General features: G+C 42.6%; 12 protein-coding genes, 2 tRNA genes and 3 rRNA genes. 14 read left to right on the top strand and 3 right to left on the bottom strand.

The genetic code is table 11. The features are described from left to right. Positions 1-12: 12 nt before the first annotated feature. The 9 genes from spoT (at position 13) to rrf (ending at position 11,317) form a co-directional block, all read left to right on the top strand. Positions 13-2,136, top strand: a complete 2,124-nt coding sequence (spoT, locus tag DK428_RS01945) for a bifunctional GTP diphosphokinase/guanosine-3',5'-bis pyrophosphate 3'-pyrophosphohydrolase (RefSeq protein ID WP_109064143.1) — start codon at positions 13-15, stop codon at positions 2,134-2,136. Beyond that, complete coding sequence (gene recG / locus DK428_RS01940; protein ID WP_109064142.1) at positions 2,136-4,217, top strand: ATP-dependent DNA helicase RecG; 2,082 nt, start codon at positions 2,136-2,138, stop codon at positions 4,215-4,217. Before spoT ends, recG begins: the two co-directional genes overlap by 1 nt. After that, on the top strand, positions 4,210-4,707 hold the full coding sequence (locus tag DK428_RS01935) for a chorismate--pyruvate lyase family protein (protein WP_109064141.1): 498 nt from the start codon (positions 4,210-4,212) through the stop codon (positions 4,705-4,707). Before recG ends, DK428_RS01935 begins: the two co-directional genes overlap by 8 nt. Before the next feature lie 30 nt (positions 4,708-4,737). Further along, positions 4,738-5,574: a glutamate racemase gene (gene murI, locus DK428_RS01930; protein WP_109064140.1), complete on the top strand. Its 837-nt coding sequence runs from the start codon at positions 4,738-4,740 to the stop codon at positions 5,572-5,574. Positions 5,575-5,843: 269 nt separating this feature from the next. Continuing rightward, a 16S ribosomal RNA gene (locus tag DK428_RS01925) occupies positions 5,844-7,383 on the top strand. A gap of 85 nt (positions 7,384-7,468) precedes the next feature. Then, positions 7,469-7,545: transfer RNA gene (locus DK428_RS01920), tRNA-Ile, on the top strand. Positions 7,546-7,640: 95 nt separating this feature from the next. Next, a tRNA-Ala gene (locus DK428_RS01915) sits at positions 7,641-7,716 on the top strand. Between the two features lie 389 nt (positions 7,717-8,105). Continuing rightward, positions 8,106-11,002, top strand: a 23S ribosomal RNA gene (locus DK428_RS01910). Between the two features lie 199 nt (positions 11,003-11,201). Continuing rightward, positions 11,202-11,317: ribosomal RNA gene (gene rrf, locus DK428_RS01905) — 5S ribosomal RNA — on the top strand. Together the 16S, 23S and 5S rRNA genes with 2 tRNA genes alongside form the textbook arrangement of a ribosomal RNA operon. 274 nt (positions 11,318-11,591) lie before the next feature. Here rrf and DK428_RS01900 read toward each other — a convergent pair. Further along, complete coding sequence (locus DK428_RS01900; protein WP_109064328.1) at positions 11,592-12,224, bottom strand: TfoX/Sxy family DNA transformation protein; 633 nt, start codon at positions 12,222-12,224, stop codon at positions 11,592-11,594. Positions 12,225-12,819: 595 nt separating this feature from the next. Between DK428_RS01900 and DK428_RS01895 the strand changes: the two genes are divergently transcribed. From DK428_RS01895 to DK428_RS01880, 4 genes are read left to right on the top strand one after another with little or no spacing between them, the layout of a single operon-like run. Further along, positions 12,820-13,746 carry an SPFH domain-containing protein gene (locus DK428_RS01895; RefSeq protein ID WP_109064329.1) on the top strand — a complete coding sequence of 309 codons (927 nt, stop codon included), beginning with the start codon at positions 12,820-12,822 and terminating at the stop codon, positions 13,744-13,746. Between the two features lie 20 nt (positions 13,747-13,766). Continuing rightward, positions 13,767-14,219 (top strand): NfeD family protein, encoded by a 453-nt coding sequence (locus DK428_RS01890; protein ID WP_109064330.1) that lies wholly within the window; start codon positions 13,767-13,769, stop codon positions 14,217-14,219. Between the two features lies 1 nt (position 14,220). Then, positions 14,221-14,832 (top strand): NAD(P)H-dependent oxidoreductase, encoded by a 612-nt coding sequence (locus DK428_RS01885; protein ID WP_109064331.1) that lies wholly within the window; start codon positions 14,221-14,223, stop codon positions 14,830-14,832. Beyond that, a complete protein-coding gene (locus DK428_RS01880) occupies positions 14,832-15,395 on the top strand; it encodes a TorD/DmsD family molecular chaperone (RefSeq protein WP_109064332.1) in 564 nt (187 codons plus the stop codon). Before DK428_RS01885 ends, DK428_RS01880 begins: the two co-directional genes overlap by 1 nt. Positions 15,396-15,446: 51 nt before the next feature. On the opposite strand, the gene DK428_RS01875 is transcribed toward DK428_RS01880, so the two are convergent. Then, positions 15,447-16,382, bottom strand: a complete 936-nt coding sequence (locus tag DK428_RS01875) for a Kdo(2)-lipid IV(A) acyltransferase (RefSeq protein WP_109064333.1) — start codon at positions 16,380-16,382, stop codon at positions 15,447-15,449. Between the two features lie 129 nt (positions 16,383-16,511). Here DK428_RS01875 and hldE point away from each other — a divergent pair, with 129 nt between their 5' ends. Continuing rightward, positions 16,512-17,942, top strand: coding sequence for a bifunctional D-glycero-beta-D-manno-heptose-7-phosphate kinase/D-glycero-beta-D-manno-heptose 1-phosphate adenylyltransferase HldE (gene hldE / locus DK428_RS01870; RefSeq protein ID WP_109064334.1), 1,431 nt, complete (start codon positions 16,512-16,514; stop codon positions 17,940-17,942). A gap of 72 nt (positions 17,943-18,014) precedes the next feature. On the opposite strand, the gene znuA is transcribed toward hldE, so the two are convergent. Continuing rightward, positions 18,015-19,058, bottom strand: coding sequence for a zinc ABC transporter substrate-binding protein ZnuA (gene znuA / locus DK428_RS01865; protein ID WP_109064335.1), 1,044 nt, complete (start codon positions 19,056-19,058; stop codon positions 18,015-18,017).

Raw genomic sequence — 19,058 nt, 5'->3', positions numbered from 1 at the left:
GTTGGGTGTGTTTTGTATCTATTCGAAGGCTTAAATCATATTATTCAGGAATACTTACCGCCTGAACAAGTTGAATTAGTTAAACGTGCATTTGTGGTTGCCCGTGATGCACACGAAGGACAGTCTCGCTCTAGTGGCGAACCTTATATCACCCACCCTGTCGCGGTAGCGTCCATTATTGCCGAGATGCGTTTGGATCACGAGGCAGTAATGGCGGCTTTATTACATGATGTAATCGAAGACACGCCTTATACAGAAGAACAATTGAAAGACGAATTCGGCGCCAGTGTGGCGGAAATCGTTGAAGGTGTTTCTAAATTAGATAAGCTCAAATTTCGTACCCGTCAAGAAGCTGAGGTCGCCAATTTCCGTAAGATGATCTTGGCAATGACCAAGGATATCCGCGTCGTTCTTATCAAACTTGCTGACCGTACCCATAATATGCGTACACTTAGCGCATTGCGTCCTGATAAACGTCGTCGAATTGCCAAAGAAACGTTAGAAATTTATGCCCCTTTGGCTCATCGTTTGGGTATCGAGCATATCAAAAATGAACTGGAAGATCTTGGCTTTGAAGCCATGCATCCGCAACGCTATGCCGTTCTGCAAAAGGTTGTGCAAATCGCCCGCGGCAATCGTAAAGATATGATTGAACGTATTTCTGCAGAAATTAAAGGGCGATTAGAAGATGTGGGCATTCAAGCGCGCGTGTTTGGGCGTGAGAAGCATCTCTATGCCATTTATCAAAAAATGCGCTTAAAAGATCAACAGTTTCATTCCATTATGGACATTTATGCGTTCCGCACTGTTGTGAATAATGTGGATACTTGCTATCGCGTTTTAGGACAAATGCACAGCCTTTATAAACCACGTCCGGGGCGAGTTAAGGATTATATTGCGGTGCCGAAAGCCAATGGCTATCAATCCTTACATACCTCTATGATCGGTCCGCATGGTGTGCCTGTTGAAGTGCAAATTCGTACGGAAGAAATGGATCAAATGGCGGAAATGGGCGTAGCAGCACATTGGGCGTATAAACAAGGCGGCAAAAATGACAGTACGCCGGCGCAAATTCGCGCTCAACGTTGGCTACAAAGTTTGGTAGAACTGCAACAAAGTGCGGGTAATTCTTTCGAATTTATCGAAAGCGTGAAATCCGAATTTTTCCCGAAAGAAATTTACGTGTTTACGCCAAAAGGTCGTATTGTGGAATTACCGAAAGGGGCTACTCCGGTAGATTTTGCGTATGCAGTACATACCGACGTGGGTAAAAATTGTGTGGCGGCTAATGTCGATCGCAAACCATACCCGTTATCCCAAGCTTTAGAATCCGGACAGACAATTGATATTTTAACCTCACCCAATGCGCGTCCGAATGTGGCTTGGTTAAATTTTGTAGTTACCGCAAAAGCCCGTTCCAGCATCCGCCATGCATTAAAAGATTTACGCCGTGATGAAGCTATCGAATCGGGTAGACGCCAATTAGCGCACGCCTTAAGCCCGGTAAAACTGGAAGATCTTAATTTAGAATATACACAAAACGTACTGGCGGATCTCAAATTAGCTAGCCTTAATGATTTATTTATGGAAATCGGTTTGGGCAATCAAATGAGTACGGTAATTGCACATCGTTTGTTGGGAGAATCTATCGAAATCGACACTGATGGTAATCCGGATAATAATGCAACTCCATTAGAAATTAAAGGTAATGGCGGTTTATTAACCACCTTTGCGCAATGTTGTCATCCTGTGCCGGGCGATCCGATTATTGCATATGCCAGCCCAGGAAAAGGCTTAGTCATTCACCACGAATCTTGTTCTAACTTAAAAAACCGCAAAGATGATCCTAAACATTACATGTCTGTGGATTGGGAAAAAAGCGATACGCAAATTGAATTTGAGACCGAATTGCGTATTGAAATGATTAACCAACAAGGTACTTTGCCACATTTGATGTCCACCATTTCTTCCATGGACAGCAATATTCAAAGCATTTGGACGGAAGAACAGGAAGGCCGTTTATATCAAATTATCGTGTTATTAACGGTAAAAGATATTAAACACTTGGCAAATATCATCCGTAAAATCAAACAGATGCCTGAATTGATTCATATTGAACGTAACATCAATCAATAATGCACGCCCAATTATTAGATGCCATTCCACTCACTGCCATCTCCGGTGTTGGGGCTGCAATTGCAGAAAAACTAGGCAAATTGGGTATTTTAAATCTGCAAGATCTTCTATTTCATCTTCCTCTGCGTTATGAAGATCGTACCCGCATCACCCCCATCATTGATCTCCGACCTGAACAATATGCCACTATAGAAGGTGTAGTGCAAAGCACGGAAGTGCAGTTTGGACGCCGTCCAATGTTAATGACATACCTTTCTGACGGCTCAGCAAAACTCGCGTTACGTTTTTTTAATTTTAACGCCGGGATGAAAAACAGCTTACAACCGGGGGTAAGGGTAAAAGCCTTTGGTGAGGTACGTCGTGGGCGTTTTATGGCAGAAATGCACCATCCTGAATATCAAATTATTCATGACAATAAACCTTTGGTTTTGTCGGAAACGCTAACGCCGATTTATCCTACAACCGAAGGTTTAAAGCAAACTTCTTTGCGTAAACTTATCGCTCAGGCTCTACAGGTATTGGAAAAAACACCATTAGCGGAATTATTGCCAACGGAGTTTAATCCGCACCCTTTTGATCTCAAATCAGCAATTCAGTTTTTACACAATCCGCCACCGGATGTTTCGTTGGAGACGTTAGAAGAGGGTAAGCACCCTGCCCAACAGCGCCTCATTTTTGAGGAATTGCTGGCGTATAATTTAGCTATGCAAAAAGTGCGGTCAGGAATTCAGGAGAATTTTGCAGAACCATTACGTGCGCAATCGGATTTAAAACAACGCTTTTTAGCAAAATTACCTTTCACTCCGACCCATGCACAATTGCGTGTAACCCAAGAGATTGAAGAGGATTTGCAACGAAATTATCCTATGATGCGCTTGGTGCAGGGCGATGTAGGATCCGGTAAAACATTGGTCGCCGCGTTAGCTGCGTTGACGGCAATTGATAATGGTAAACAAGTGGCGTTAATGGCACCAACAGAAATTTTAGCCGAACAGCATGCCACAAATTTCCGCCGTTGGTTTGAGCCGCTTGGAATTGATGTCGGTTGGCTGGCCGGCAAAGTCAAAGGCAAACAACGCACTGTTGAATTAGAACGGATTAAAAACGGCGGTGTACAAATGGTGGTGGGGACGCACGCCCTATTCCAAGATGAAGTTGCATTTCATAATCTGAGTTTGGTCATTGTTGATGAACAACATCGTTTTGGCGTACACCAACGTTTAATGTTGCGTGAAAAAGGCAACCAAGCAGGTGTTTATCCTCATCAGCTTATTATGACCGCCACGCCGATTCCACGCACATTGGCCATGACTGTATATGCCGATTTGGATACCTCAATTATTGACGAACTGCCGCCCGGACGCACGCCAATAACAACAATTGCCATCTCTGAAGATCGCCGTGCCGACATTATTGCGCGGGTTAATCGGGCTTGCACCGAAGAAAAGCGGCAGGCTTATTGGGTCTGTACCTTGATTGATGAGTCAGAGGTATTGGAAGCGCAAGCTGCTGAAGCCGTTGCTGAAGATCTTCGTAAAATTCTACCGCACTTACGTATCGGTCTGGTACATGGGCGAATGAAACCTGCTGAAAAACAAGAAATTATGCAAGAGTTTAAGGATGCTAATTTGGATTTACTGGTCGCGACGACAGTGATTGAAGTGGGCGTGGATGTGCCAAATGCCAGTTTAATGATTATTGAAAATGCCGAACGCCTAGGGTTATCGCAACTTCACCAATTACGCGGTCGGGTTGGGCGTGGCACCACAGCTTCTTTTTGTGTATTAATGTATAAACCGCCATTAGGCAAAATTTCGCAGAAACGCCTGCAGGTAATGCGGGACACGCAAGATGGCTTTGTCATTTCGGAAAAAGATTTAGAAATTCGAGGACCGGGCGAAGTGCTTGGCACTAAACAAACAGGCATTACCGAATTTAAAGTAGCAAATTTAATGCGAGATCGTAAAATGTTACCGACCGTGCAGTTTTATGCCAAACAACTCGTACAAAAATATCCACAGCAGGCAGAATTGCTCATTCGTCGCTGGCTGAATAATCGAGAGATTTATAGCAATGCCTGATTCGATTTTTGCTCGTTTAACTTGGCAACCCGAAGATGCGCCAAAGGTTCAGAACATTCCCCTTTCCATTCAGCATTGGTTATTTGAAAAAGGCTCGCTAACTGCCAAGTTGAAGCAACATTGCCATCAATTTGAGGTGAAAGTGCGGTCGGAAAAATGGATAGAAAAAACATTTGAAAATGAGACCGCACTTTTGTCCGAGGGAGTTTACTGGTGTCGTGAAGTGGTATTGCATGGTGACGGAAAACCTTGGGTGGCCGCTCGCACGTTAATTTCTAAAGATTTGCTCACACATTATCAATCTTTGTTCACATTAGGCGATAAACCGATTGGTGAATGGTTGTTTTCATTATCAGCGCAAAGGGTTGGGATTCAATGGGCGAAAGATCCTGAAAGCGGATTATATGCGCGTCGGTCCTTATTTTTAGTTCAAGAAATGCCATTGCTTATTAGTGAGCTTTTCCTTGAGAACAGCTTGATAAGCGAATAAAATTACGCAAATTTTTACATAAAATGACTCATGAATATTCAATCAAAACCCACCATTCTTTTTTTTGATTCCGGCGTTGGGGGCTTTAGCGTATATCAGGAAGTTAAACAGCTTTTACCTGATTATCATTATTTATATTGTTTTGATAATGCGTATTTCCCTTATTCTGAAAAGCCTGAGGAAGGCATTGTTGAGCGTACGTTAAAAATTTGCCAACGTATCGACAACATGTATCCTTTAGATCTTATTGTTATCGCCTGTAATACGGCAAGTACGGTGGTTTTGCCAGTATTGCGTAAACATTTTTCCATTCCTATTGTTGGTACGGTACCTGCGATTAAACCTGCGGCAGAACAAACGCAAACTAAGCATATCGGATTGCTTGCCACTAAGGGAACGGTAAAACGTCAATATTTATCTGATTTAATTGATAAATATGCCTCTTTTTGTCAGGTTGAGAAAATTGGCAGTACAAAATTAGTGGAATTGGCCGAACACAAGTTGCATGGTTATCCTATTGATTTAAATGAGATAAAAGTAGAATTAAGCGAATGGGGAAATATACCTGATTTGGACGCTGTCGTACTGGGCTGTACGCATTTCCCGCTTATCAAATCTGAAATTCAGCAATGTTTACCGCAAGTTAAGTATTTTATTGATTCCGGCGTAGCGATTGCAAAGCGGGTGAAATCCTTACTAAAAGAAGTAAAAGTGCGGTCAAAAAATCAAATGAATTCTCAAGTGTTTTGCACCAAGCCGCTTGTGAAAAAAGATAGCTTATTACAACGTATTCATTCATTGGGTTTTGAAAAATTAAGTTTACTGGATATTGATAGCGAAATTTTGTGCGAATTTGATAAAAAATAATCAATTGAAAAATATTTTGCAAAAAATTGCAAAAAGGGGTTGCAAGGTTGTGATAAAAACCTATAATACGCCCCCACAACGACGCGCCGTTGTAAAGCACTAAACAGCGCGTCGTTTTTTGTTCTTTAACAATCAATCAGACAAACTGTGTGGGCACTTGAAGATTCGTTTTTAAAAGAATTTTAAAATTGAACTGAATAGTGCTACGAAACAATCGTTTATTTATAGATAGATTAATTAGCTAGCAGTATTGAGCGATTAAACTTTTTGAATTGAAGAGTTTGATCATGGCTCAGATTGAACGCTGGCGGCAGGCTTAACACATGCAAGTCGAACGGTAGCAGGTAAGTACTTGTACTTATGCTGACGAGTGGCGGACGGGTGAGTAATGCTTGGGGATCTGGCTTATGGAGGGGGATAACGACGGGAAACTGTCGCTAATACCGCGTAGAATCGAGAGATGAAAGTGTGGGACCTTCGGGCCACATGCCATAGGATGAACCCAAGTGGGATTAGGTAGTTGGTAGGGTAATGGCCTACCAAGCCGACGATCCCTAGCTGGTCTGAGAGGATGACCAGCCACACCGGGACTGAGACACGGCCCGGACTCCTACGGGAGGCAGCAGTGGGGAATATTGCGCAATGGGGGCAACCCTGACGCAGCCATGCCGCGTGAATGAAGAAGGCCTTCGGGTTGTAAAGTTCTTTCGGTGACGAGGAAGGCGTGATGTTTAATAGGCATCACGATTGACGTTAATCACAGAAGAAGCACCGGCTAACTCCGTGCCAGCAGCCGCGGTAATACGGAGGGTGCGAGCGTTAATCGGAATAACTGGGCGTAAAGGGCACGCAGGCGGACTTTTAAGTGAGGTGTGAAATCCCCGGGCTTAACCTGGGAATTGCATTTCAGACTGGGGGTCTAGAGTACTTTAGGGAGGGGTAGAATTCCACGTGTAGCGGTGAAATGCGTAGAGATGTGGAGGAATACCGAAGGCGAAGGCAGCCCCTTGGGAATGTACTGACGCTCATGTGCGAAAGCGTGGGGAGCAAACAGGATTAGATACCCTGGTAGTCCACGCTGTAAACGCTGTCGATTTGGGGATTGGGCTTTGAGCTTGGTGCCCGTAGCTAACGTGATAAATCGACCGCCTGGGGAGTACGGCCGCAAGGTTAAAACTCAAATGAATTGACGGGGGCCCGCACAAGCGGTGGAGCATGTGGTTTAATTCGATGCAACGCGAAGAACCTTACCTACTCTTGACATCCATGGAATCTTGTAGAGATATGAGAGTGCCTTCGGGAACCATGAGACAGGTGCTGCATGGCTGTCGTCAGCTCGTGTTGTGAAATGTTGGGTTAAGTCCCGCAACGAGCGCAACCCTTATCCTTTGTTGCCAGCGATTAGGTCGGGAACTCAAAGGAGACTGCCGGTGATAAACCGGAGGAAGGTGGGGATGACGTCAAGTCATCATGGCCCTTACGAGTAGGGCTACACACGTGCTACAATGGCGTATACAGAGGGCGACGAAGCCGCGAGGTGGAGTGAATCTCACAAAGTACGTCTAAGTCCGGATTGGAGTCTGCAACTCGACTCCATGAAGTCGGAATCGCTAGTAATCGCGAATCAGAATGTCGCGGTGAATACGTTCCCGGGCCTTGTACACACCGCCCGTCACACCATGGGAGTGGGTTGTACCAGAAGTAGATAGCTTAACCTTCGGGAGGGCGTTTACCACGGTATGATTCATGACTGGGGTGAAGTCGTAACAAGGTAACCGTAGGGGAACCTGCGGTTGGAACACCTCCTTACCGAAAGACGAACTTAAGTGTCCACACAGTTTGGCTGATGATTGTAGACAGAGTCAGAACACTATAGAAGACAAAAAATCCTGTTGGGTCTGTAGCTCAGGTGGTTAGAGCGCACCCCTGATAAGGGTGAGGTCGGTGGTTCAAGTCCACTCAGACCCACCACTTAGACTGGTGAGTTTGGTAGATTAATTTCATTGTGAGTTAACTTTCAATATATCAAAAGCACTATGTATGAGTGAAAACCAAAGGATATGATTGGGGATATAGCTCAGCTGGGAGAGCGCCTGCCTTGCACGCAGGAGGTCAGCGGTTCGATCCCGCTTATCTCCACCAATATCGTCATAGTTAAGTTTATTGCATACACGTTATTAAGAAATGCCATTCTTATCTTCTTTTTTACTTAAAGTAGATAAGTTATTTGTGGTCCAAATAAGTAGATGTAAGGGTATCAAGTCAATAAATTTAACTATGATGATAAAGAAAGAAACTTCTTTATAAAACCTGTTCTTTAACAAACCGGAAACAAGCTGAAAACGAGACTTTCAAGAAAGTCTGAGTGAGAGTAATTGATAAAAGGCGATTGCTCTTAATAAATTAACTGTTACTGCTTAGCGACGTTAAGTGTTTTCGATTCAATGTTGTGATTTTAAGTGGATTTTAGATTTAAATTAACTTTTAAGTTTATGAAATTGAATTAATTATAAGAATACTTGAGGTTGTATGGTTAAGTGACAAAGCGTACAAGGTGGATGCCTTGGCAATCAGAGGCGACGAAGGACGTGCTAATCTGCGAAAAGCTTGGATGAGTCGATAAGAGGCGTTTAATCCAAGATGTCCGAATGGGGAAACCCAGTGGGTGAAGAACCCACTATCATTATCTGAATCCATAGGATAATGAGGCGAACCGGGAGAACTGAAACATCTAAGTACCCCGAGGAAAAGAAATCAACCGAGATTTCGTTAGTAGCGGCGAGCGAACGCGAAGGAGCCTGTTAGTGATAATGACAGAGACAGAGGAATGTGCTGGGAAGCACAGCGACACAGGGTGATAGCCCCGTACTCGAAGTCCAGGTTATGGTACTAAGCTAACGACAAGTAAGGCGGGACACGTGATATCCTGTTTGAAGATGGGGGGACCATCCTCCAAGGCTAAATACTCCTGATTGACCGATAGTGAACCAGTACTGTGAAGGAAAGGCGAAAAGAACCCCGGTGAGGGGAGTGAAATAGAACCTGAAACCTTGTACGTACAAGCAGTGGGAGCCCGCAAGGGTGACTGCGTACCTTTTGTATAATGGGTCAGCGACTTATATTTTGTAGCGAGGTTAACCGAATAGGGGAGCCGAAGGGAAACCGAGTCTTAACTGGGCGATTAGTTGCAAGGTATAGACCCGAAACCCGGTGATCTAGCCATGGGCAGGTTGAAGGTTGGGTAACACTAACTGGAGGACCGAACCGACTAATGTTGAAAAATTAGCGGATGACTTGTGGCTGGGGGTGAAAGGCCAATCAAACCGGGAGATAGCTGGTTCTCCCCGAAATCTATTTAGGTAGAGCCTTGAGCGGACACCTTCGGGGGTAGAGCACTGTTTCGGCTAGGGGTCCATCCCGGATTACCAACCCGATGCAAACTGCGAATACCGAAGAGTGATACTCAGGAGACACACGGCGGGTGCTAACGTCCGTCGTGGAGAGGGAAACAACCCAGACCGCCAGCTAAGGTCCCAAAGTCTATATTAAGTGGGAAACGAAGTGGGAAGGCTTAGACAGCTAGGATGTTGGCTTAGAAGCAGCCATCATTTAAAGAAAGCGTAATAGCTCACTAGTCGAGTCGGCCTGCGCGGAAGATGTAACGGGGCTCAAATATAGCACCGAAGCTGCGGCATCAGTAGCAATACTGTTGGGTAGGGGAGCGTTGTGTAAGCGGAAGAAGGTGAATCGAGAGGTTTGCTGGACGTATCACAAGTGCGAATGCTGACATAAGTAACGATAAAACGGGTGAAAAACCCGTTCGCCGGAAGACCAAGGGTTCCTGTCCAACGTTAATCGGGGCAGGGTGAGTCGGCCCCTAAGGCGAGGCTGAAAAGCGTAGTCGATGGGAAACGGGTTAATATTCCCGTACTTGGATAAACTGCGATGTGGGGACGGAGAAGGTTAGGTTATCGACCTGTTGGATATGGTCGTTTAAGTTGGTAGGTGGGGAGTTTAGGCAAATCCGGACTTCCTTAACACTGAGAGATGATGACGAGGCTCTACGGAGCTGAAGTAACCGATACCACACTTCCAGGAAAAGCCACTAAGCTTCAGGTTTATCTAAACCGTACTGAAAACCGACACAGGTGGTCAGGTAGAGAATACTCAGGCGCTTGAGAGAACTCGGGTGAAGGAACTAGGCAAAATAGCACCGTAACTTCGGGAGAAGGTGCGCCGGCGTAGATTGTAAGGGCTTGCCCCTGAAGGTTGAACCGGTCGAAGATACCAGCTGGCTGCAACTGTTTATTAAAAACACAGCACTCTGCAAACACGAAAGTGGACGTATAGGGTGTGATGCCTGCCCGGTGCTGGAAGGTTAATTGATGGTGTTATCGCAAGAGAAGCACTTGATCGAAGCCCCAGTAAACGGCGGCCGTAACTATAACGGTCCTAAGGTAGCGAAATTCCTTGTCGGGTAAGTTCCGACCTGCACGAATGGCATAATGATGGCCAGGCTGTCTCCACCCGAGACTCAGTGAAATTGAAATCGCCGTGAAGATGCGGTGTACCCGCGGCTAGACGGAAAGACCCCGTGAACCTTTACTATAGCTTGACACTGAACATTGAATTTTGATGTGTAGGATAGGTGGGAGACTTTGAAGCAGTCACGCCAGTGATTGTGGAGTCGTCCTTGAAATACCACCCTTTAACGTTTGATGTTCTAACGAAGATTACGAAACGTGGTCTCGGACAGTGTCTGGTGGGTAGTTTGACTGGGGCGGTCTCCTCCCAAAGAGTAACGGAGGAGCACGAAGGTTTGCTAATGACGGTCGGACATCGTCAGGTTAGTGCAATGGTATAAGCAAGCTTAACTGCGAGACAGACAAGTCGAGCAGGTACGAAAGTAGGTCATAGTGATCCGGTGGTTCTGCATGGAAGGGCCATCGCTCAACGGATAAAAGGTACTCCGGGGATAACAGGCTGATACCGCCCAAGAGTTCATATCGACGGCGGTGTTTGGCACCTCGATGTCGGCTCATCACATCCTGGGGCTGAAGTAGGTCCCAAGGGTATGGCTGTTCGCCATTTAAAGTGGTACGCGAGCTGGGTTTAGAACGTCGTGAGACAGTTCGGTCCCTATCTGCCGTGGGCGTTGGAGAATTGGTTGGGGCTGCTCCTAGTACGAGAGGACCGGAGTGGACGCACCGCTGGTGTTCCGGTTGTGTCGCCAGACGCATTGCCGGGTAGCTAAGTGCGGAAGAGATAAGTGCTGAAAGCATCTAAGCACGAAACTTGCCAAGAGATGAGTTCTCCCAGATTATAAATCTGTAAGGGTTGTTTAAGACTAAGACGTAGATAGGCATGGTGTGTAAGTGGTGCGAGCCATTGAGCTAACATGTACTAATTGCCCGAGAGGCTTAGCCATACAACGCTCAAGTGTTTTTGGGGAGACCTGAGGCATGAGAGCGGAATTGGGTGGGTAGCAGTTAAGAGAGAATAAAGAGAGACTGTAGGTGATTCACCGGGAATAGAGGTGATGATACTAAGAGAAAGTTGAGAGTCAGCTTGTTTTGGTTTGAAGGATAGAGAATACGAGAAGACGGAAGTAAAGTCATCGACCGAATTTTGGCGGCGATAATGCGGTGGGCCCACCTGAATCCATACCGAACTCAGAAGTGAAACGCCGTAATGCCGATGGTAGTGTGGGATATTCCCATGTGAGAGTAGGTCACCGCCAAGCTGAATATAGACCCCTGATGTGCATGCATCGGGGGTTTTTGTTTTTGGGCAAAGCGGACAAACAGGATTAAGTTAAAGGTTGAAGAAGGACTAAAGGCCAAAAGAGAGAGAAAAGGGAAAAGTAAGAGAATGACAAGTTATCACTTAAAGAGATAACGGAGAGATAACCGGGAAATTTAGCGAACAAGAAAACCGCACTTTGGAAGTGATTGAAAGTGCGGTTGGTTTTAGAAATGCTTTACTACAAATTTGTTATCTAACTAGTAGAAGGAGGATTACCTCTTCATTTTGCGTAACCCATTACTTTCTAGTAGGTCATTTAATTTTATTAACTTTTTATTTTTCTCTTCTTCAGAGAGTAAACTTACATGTTTGTTTTTTAATGCCGCAATAAAGGTCCACAATAATTCAATATTCGCAGGAATGCCGAGTTTCTTTAGTCTAATAAAACTATGATATGCACCTAATTTCCGATATTCAGTTACGGTATGAATATTGACCTTGGCTAGAAGCCTTTCATGTTTTATTGAAAAGTTTGCTAATTCTTTAATGCGCTCTTTCTTAGATAACTCATCAGAAAGTTTTTTGGCTTTTGCCTGCTTTATAGCGAGAGTGAGAACCTCTTTAAATTTTTCCTTGTTTCTCCGGATAGAATTTGGTAGCTGATAATAATTATACAGTGCTAGCTTCTTCATACTATCTTGGTTGATTGCATAAGCTACGGCTCCCAATTTTTCTAGATAGGATACTAAACTCCCCTCTGCTTTTACGTAAATGCTCCCATTTTGATGTAAAGCGAACATAATATCCTGATGGAAAATTCCATGGCCATTAAATAAGTTTTTAACTTTAACATCACCAATGAGTTCAGAAAACTCAAGTTGTAGTTGTAATATGATATCGCTCATAAGTTTCCTTTTAGGTTAGGTTAGTTATAATCGGGAAGTAGTTATATCATTAAAAAATTTATATAACAAAATTTTAGTTAATTATATGTTAAAAATGTGATCTAGATCGAGATATTCATAAATAAATCATGAAAAAGTTAATGTTTTTTATGATGTTTTGAGATTTTGAGGTGTTTTATCCGAAAAATCCATTCTAAGGATTGTTGTAGAATTGTTTTTGTCTATATTATGATCAAATAACAACTTTATTTACTATAATTGAACAGTTAACTATTAGTTTTTTAAGTAATAATATATAAACTTCTTTGAATAGTAATTTAAATTGTAATAATTTTCTTGGGTTTATATTTAGTAAGAGTATTTCGCAATAAAGCAAAAGTTTGTTAAGTTTTGGAAAAAAAACGTATCTATATCCTATTTGCTGTTTTATCTTCTCTTATCAATAAAATACATGATAACCTAAATATAAATAAAATATAGAGTTAAAAAATTGCTAGTATTAAATTGGGCTAACAAGATTTATCTTTTCCCTATACAAATCTTTTTCTACTTGTTAGACTTAACGCAGTAATTACCTATATCCTAAGGAGAAATTATGTATTTTTTAGATGACTTACCTGTTGCTGCTATTATCTTTGTGATTTTAGCCGGTTTTGTTCTTTACTCTACACTGAAGACCGTGCCTCAAGGGTATAACTGGACTATTGAGCGTTTTGGTCGTTACACCCGCACGTTAATGCCCGGGTTGAATTTTGTAGTTCCGTTTGTTGATCGTGTTGGTCGTAAAATTAACATGATGGAGCAGGTTCTTGATATCCCTTCACAAGAAGTCATTTCAAAAGATAATGCTAATGTGTCTATTGATGCGGTGTGTTTCGTACAAGTGATTGATGCGCGAAATGCCGCTTATGAAGTGAACCATTTAGAACAAGCGATTATCAATTTAACCATGACTAATATTCGTACAGTTTTAGGTTCCATGGAATTAGATGAGATGCTATCCCAACGTGATTCTATCAATAGCCGTTTGTTATCTATTGTAGATGAAGCAACGAATCCTTGGGGAATTAAAGTAACCCGTATTGAGATTCGTGATGTGCGTCCTCCGCATGAGTTGATTGCTGCAATGAATGCGCAAATGAAAGCTGAACGTAATAAGCGTGCCGATATTTTGGAGGCGGAAGGGGTCCGTCAGGCGGAAATTTTGCGGGCGGAAGGTGAGAAACAATCCCGTATCTTAAAAGCGGAAGGTGAACGACAAGAGGCATTTTTACAGGCAGAAGCGCGTGAACGTGCAGCTGAGGCTGAGGCGAAAGCAACTCAAATGGTATCTGATGCGATTGCCAATGGTGACACGAAAGCCATTAATTATTTTATCGCACAGAAATACACGGAAGCCCTAAAAGAAATTGGTGGTGCAGATAACAGCAAAGTGGTGTTAATGCCGTTAGAAGCGGGTAATTTAATGGGATCTATTGCCGGTATTGCAGAGCTACTCAAAGGCGATAAAAAACCTAATTAATTAAAGGTGTAGAGGTAAATATGGAATGGTTTGTTAATTGGGGCGTTTGGCACTGGCTTGTTTTAGGGTTTATTTTGCTCATTGCCGAAATTGCAATGCCGGGAGTGTTCTTGCTATGGTGGGGGCTTGCGGCAATTGTTGTTGCGGGAATAATGAAACTCTTTCCGGATTTACCTCTTTCTTCTTTAGCCGTGATTTACGCCATTATTGCTATGATTTTGAGCGTAATTTGGTGGCGTTATCAGCATGGTAAAGATCAAGCCGACCAATCCAACCGTGCATTAAACCAGCGGAATCATGCAATGATTGGTTCGCGTGGGAAAGTATTAGAAATTGCTGAAAACGGCATTGGGCGAGGCGCTTTCGGTGATACCACTTGGCGTATTAAGGGGCACGGCTTATCGGTGAATGACATTATTGAAGTTACTGGTGTTGACGGCATTACGTTGAACGTTATCAAAATTAAGGAATAATATGAAACATTTGATTATTTCTGCTCATCCGAATCCACAGAGTTTTAACCGGGCTTTAGTTGAGGAAGTCATAAAAGCCACCCGACAAGCTGGGGGGGAAACGGTCGTTCGTGATCTTTATACATTAGATTTCAACCCGGTATTATCTTGGCGCGAACTAAATGCCTCGATGGAAGGTATTGTTCCCGCTGAAATTAAGTTTGAACAAAAACTTATTACGGAAGCCGATTTAATTACGTTTATTTATCCGCTTTGGTGGATGGGATTTCCGGCAATATTAAAAGGTTATTTAGACCGTGTTTTAAGTTATGGTTTTGCCTACCAAAATGAAAATAATATTTCCGTAGGCTTACTTGAACATAAAAAAATACAACAATTTATTACCATGGGAAATAGTATTGAAAAATACCAACAACTTGGTTTTGATAAAGCTTTAAAATCTTGTTTGGTTGACGGGTTGTTTAATTTTTGTGGAATAACAGATATTCAACATGATATTTTTGGAAATATTCATTTATTAGATGAAACAGATCGTCAAACTATTTTAATATCCGTCTTTGAAAAAACATTTAAAAATCTGACCGCACTTTTATCTTTTGAGAGTGGAAATTAATGCAAGAGAAAATTCAATTAAATTATTTTTCTTTGATTAGCCGATTATTTGGTAATTTATTTTATCGTCAACCCACCGATAATATACTTTCCGGTATATTTATTTGGTTGCAACAAAATAAATTGTCTGAAGTATGGCCATTAAATGAAGATATAGAAAGTAAACAAGCTTTGGTTGCATTACAAATGCCGATTGATTTAGATATCTTGGCTCAAGAATATCAAAAGTTATTTGGTGAGAAAGGCATGGTGGCAACTCAAATTTCTGCCTATGATATTTCAGTAGATGCGTTTGATGATTTTCGTCAAGTTCGAAATTTACCGTCAAGCGATAATATTGATCATTTCGCTATGTTGTTACTAACGGCGTCATGGTTGGAAGATAATTCGGATTCGTTGTCTGCACAGCAGGAACTGTTTGAACACTTTTTATTGCCTTGCGCAGCCAAGTTCTTAAGCAAAGTGGAACAATCGGCCAGGTTGCCGTTTTATCGTTCTCTGGCTTATCTTACTCGAGAGATTTTGTCTGCTATGGCTGATGAGTTGGATGCTGTAGAGTTATAACGAATTGAGTTCAAAAATAAAAGGTGAGTTTTAAGCTCACCTTTTTTATACCTATATATTGTACAGATCCGTTTTTTCATCAGGCTGTGTTTTGAAACGGCGGTGTAACCACATATATTGTTCAACCCCTTTCATAATTTCCTTTTCAATTACTTGATTCATTCGGGTAGCAATCTCGGTTTCATCGTGCAAATCGGAAAAATCTACCGGTGGCGAGATGGTAACCGTATAGCCTGAATTATCTGCGTTTCTGAGTGGCGCAAAGGGAATAACTTTGCTGTTTGGTGAGGATTTTAATAAATAATAACTTCCTGTTGTGGTTGCTGCATGAGGCACGGCAAAAAACGGTACGAATACAGCGTTTTTTCTGCCGTAATCATGATCGGGTGCGTACCAAATAATATCGCCATGACGAATAGCTTTAATCATGCCGCGTAAATCTTTGCGATCTAGCATATCTTTGTTGGAACGCAATCTGCCTTGAGTTTGAATCCAATCAAATAATGGGTTGTCGTTCGGTCGATAAACGCCAATGCCCGGTTGATGTATTCCAACGATGCGCGCGCCTAATTCTAACGTTAAAAAGTGCACTCCAACGAAAATAATGCCATCTTTCAGATTGTCTTTTAAATATTCCAATCCTTCGATTTTTGACCATTTCTTTATTCGTCGATCCGACCAAAACCATGCTATACCGGTTTCAATGATCGCCATACCGGTAGCTCGCAAATTAGCCTGTAAAATCGTTTCAATTTTTTGTGTGGAGTAATCGGGAAAGCACAATGTTAAGTTGCGTCTGGCAATTTTGGCCCGTCGTTTTCCTATGCCCGTTTTCGCAAATAACCATCCCAGCCCATTACCGATTTTGAGTAATACGGAATAGGGTAAAAGCAAAATTAAGCGAAAAATGCCGAGAGCGAACCAAAAGCCCCAATATTTCGGGTGGAGAAATTCAGTTTTAAAAGTAGGGAGAATAGATTTTGACATAAGGCGTTAAGATAAGTCGTTAATAGGGTACTTCAATTGACTTTAGTTTAACGGAATTTTTAGGAAATAGCATTTCCACTGTGGTAATATTAGCGAAATTTTTTGTTCCTTATTTAAGAGAAAAATCAAATGGCTCAATATTCTGCACAATTTAATCATGCAAAAGTTTTGGTTCTTGGCGACGTCATGTTGGATCGTTATTGGTTTGGGGCGACGAATCGTATTTCGCCGGAAGCGCCGGTGCCCGTAGTGCGCGTGCAACAAAATGAAGAGCGAGCTGGCGGTGCGGCAAACGTGGCAATGAATATTGCTTCCTTAAATGTACCTGTAACATTATTGGGTTTAACCGGTCGGGATGAGGCTGGGGCAGCGTTAACGAGCTTGTTACAGAGGCAAAAAATCGATTGTGATTTTGTTCAATTAACTACTCATCCGACTATTACGAAATTGCGTATTTTGTCTCGCCATCAACAATTGTTACGTCTTGATTTTGAAGAAGATTTTCAAAATGTGATCAGTGAATCCTTGTTGGGAAAATTAGAAAGTGCGGTCAAAAATTACGGTGCTTTGATTCTTTCCGATTATGGCAAAGGTACTTTAAATGAAGTGCAAAAAATGATTCAAATTGCCCGCAATGCCAATGTTCCCGTGTTAATCGATCCGAAAGGTACAGATTTTGAGCGCTATCGTGGCGCAACATTATTAACGCCGAATATGTCTGAATTTGAAGCGGTTGTCGGCAAATGCTATTCTGAGCAAGATGTCATTGATAAAGGTTTAAAATTAATTTCAGAGATAAATTTAACCGCACTTTTAGTAACTCGTTCGGAAAAAGGTATGACGTTATTACGTCCGAATCAGCCGGTTTATCACTTGCCAACAGAAGCGAAAGAAGTGTTTGATGTGACTGGTGCAGGCGACACGGTAATCAGCGTGCTTGCAACCGCCTTGGCAGATGGTCGTAGTTTTGAAGAAGCCTGTTATCTCTCAAATGTGGCCGCCGGCATTGTGGTGGGCAAATTGGGTACATCCACGGTTTCTAGCGTCGAATTAGAAAATGCGATTCATGGTCGAACCACCACCGGTTTCGGCATAATGACAGAAAGTGAACTTAAGGACGCGGTTAAATTAGCGAAAGATCGTGGAGAGAAAATCGTGATGACTAATGGGTGCTTTGATATTTTGCATCCTGGTCATGTGTCTTACTTGGAAAATGCACGCAAGTTGGGTGATCGTTTAATTGTTGCGGTGAATACGGACAATTCGGTAAAACGCTTAAAAGGTGAGGAACGGCCGATTAATCATTTAGACTCAAGAATGGCTGTGCTTGCCGGGCTTTCTTCTGTGGATTGGCTGGTTGCGTTTGATGAAGACACGCCGCAACGCTTAATTGGTGAAGTATTGCCTGATTTGTTGGTGAAAGGCGGCGACTATAAACCGGAAGATATTGCCGGTAGTAAAGAAGTTTGGGCAAATGGCGGCGATGTGAAAGTGCTTAACTTTGAAAACGGTTTTTCTACATCAAATGTGATTAAGAAAATTAAACACTTGGAAAAATAATGACCATATAGAAAGTAAAAAGAAAGCGTGGAAAGTGAAATTTCCACGCTTTTTTGTTTGGTATTTATTCCATTATTTTGCTAAGCATTGTGCATAGCTATCTGCTGTAAATTGGAGGAATGCAGCATAAGAATTAGCTCCAAGTTTAACGGCATCTCCCATCGGATCAAGGCGGCCGACATTCACTTTAGTGCCTTTACTTAAGCTCTCAATCACTTTTGGCGTAAATTGTGGCTCGGCAAATAAGCAGGTCACTTTATGTTCGGCAATTTCTTCTTTAATTTTCGCTAAGGTTTTTGCACCCGGAGCAACCAGCGGATTAATCGTGAAATAACCGGTTTGTTTTAATCCGTAGGCGTTGTTGAAATAGCCATAGGCATCATGGAATACATAGAAACCTTTGTCTTTCACACCTTCCAATTGTGTTTTGATTTTGGCGCTTTGTTCATCCAAAGTGCGGTTAAATTCCGCAACGTTTTTTTCAATCAGATCTTTTTTCTCCGGATATTGTTTGAGTAATTTCGCGGCAATACGTTGTGCTACCGCTTTGCTAATGTCCGGAGAATACCAAACATGCCAATTCACACCCAAATCTTCATGTTCGTGATCATGATGGTGCTCGTGCCCTTCGTGTCCATGTTCATGTTTGTGTTCGTGTTTATGATCGTGCCCCTCATGCGCGTGCTCATGCCCCTTATGCTCATGTCCTTTGTGTGCATGATCATGACCTTCATGTACATCGCCTTCGCCATGATGATGGTGATGATGTTCACCTTTTAATAAAAACGGTTCAATGGCGGCAATATCTTTGATTGTCAGTACTTTTTTATAATCAAGATCATCAATAGATTTATCTAAGAAAGCATCGACATCTTCACCGATCCATATCAGCATTTCAGCAGATTTTAGTTTTTGTACATCGGAAGGTTTTAAACTGTAATCGTGTGGTGAGGCGCCGGCAGGCACTAACACCTCGGTGTCGGTAATGCCATTGGCAATGGATGAAGCAATAAAACCTAAAGGTTTAACGGAAGTGACGATAGTGGCGGAAGCCGCGGCAGAAAAAGAAAGAATGGCAGCAGCAATCGCAGTAGTTTTCAAGTGTTGAGCTAACAT

It is taken from the genome of Aggregatibacter kilianii (assembly GCF_003130255.1).
Taxonomy (GTDB): Bacteria; Pseudomonadota; Gammaproteobacteria; order Enterobacterales; family Pasteurellaceae; genus Aggregatibacter; species Aggregatibacter kilianii.
The sequence above is the reverse complement of the archived record's forward strand: the minus strand, read 5'-3'. Positions and strand labels throughout refer to the sequence as shown.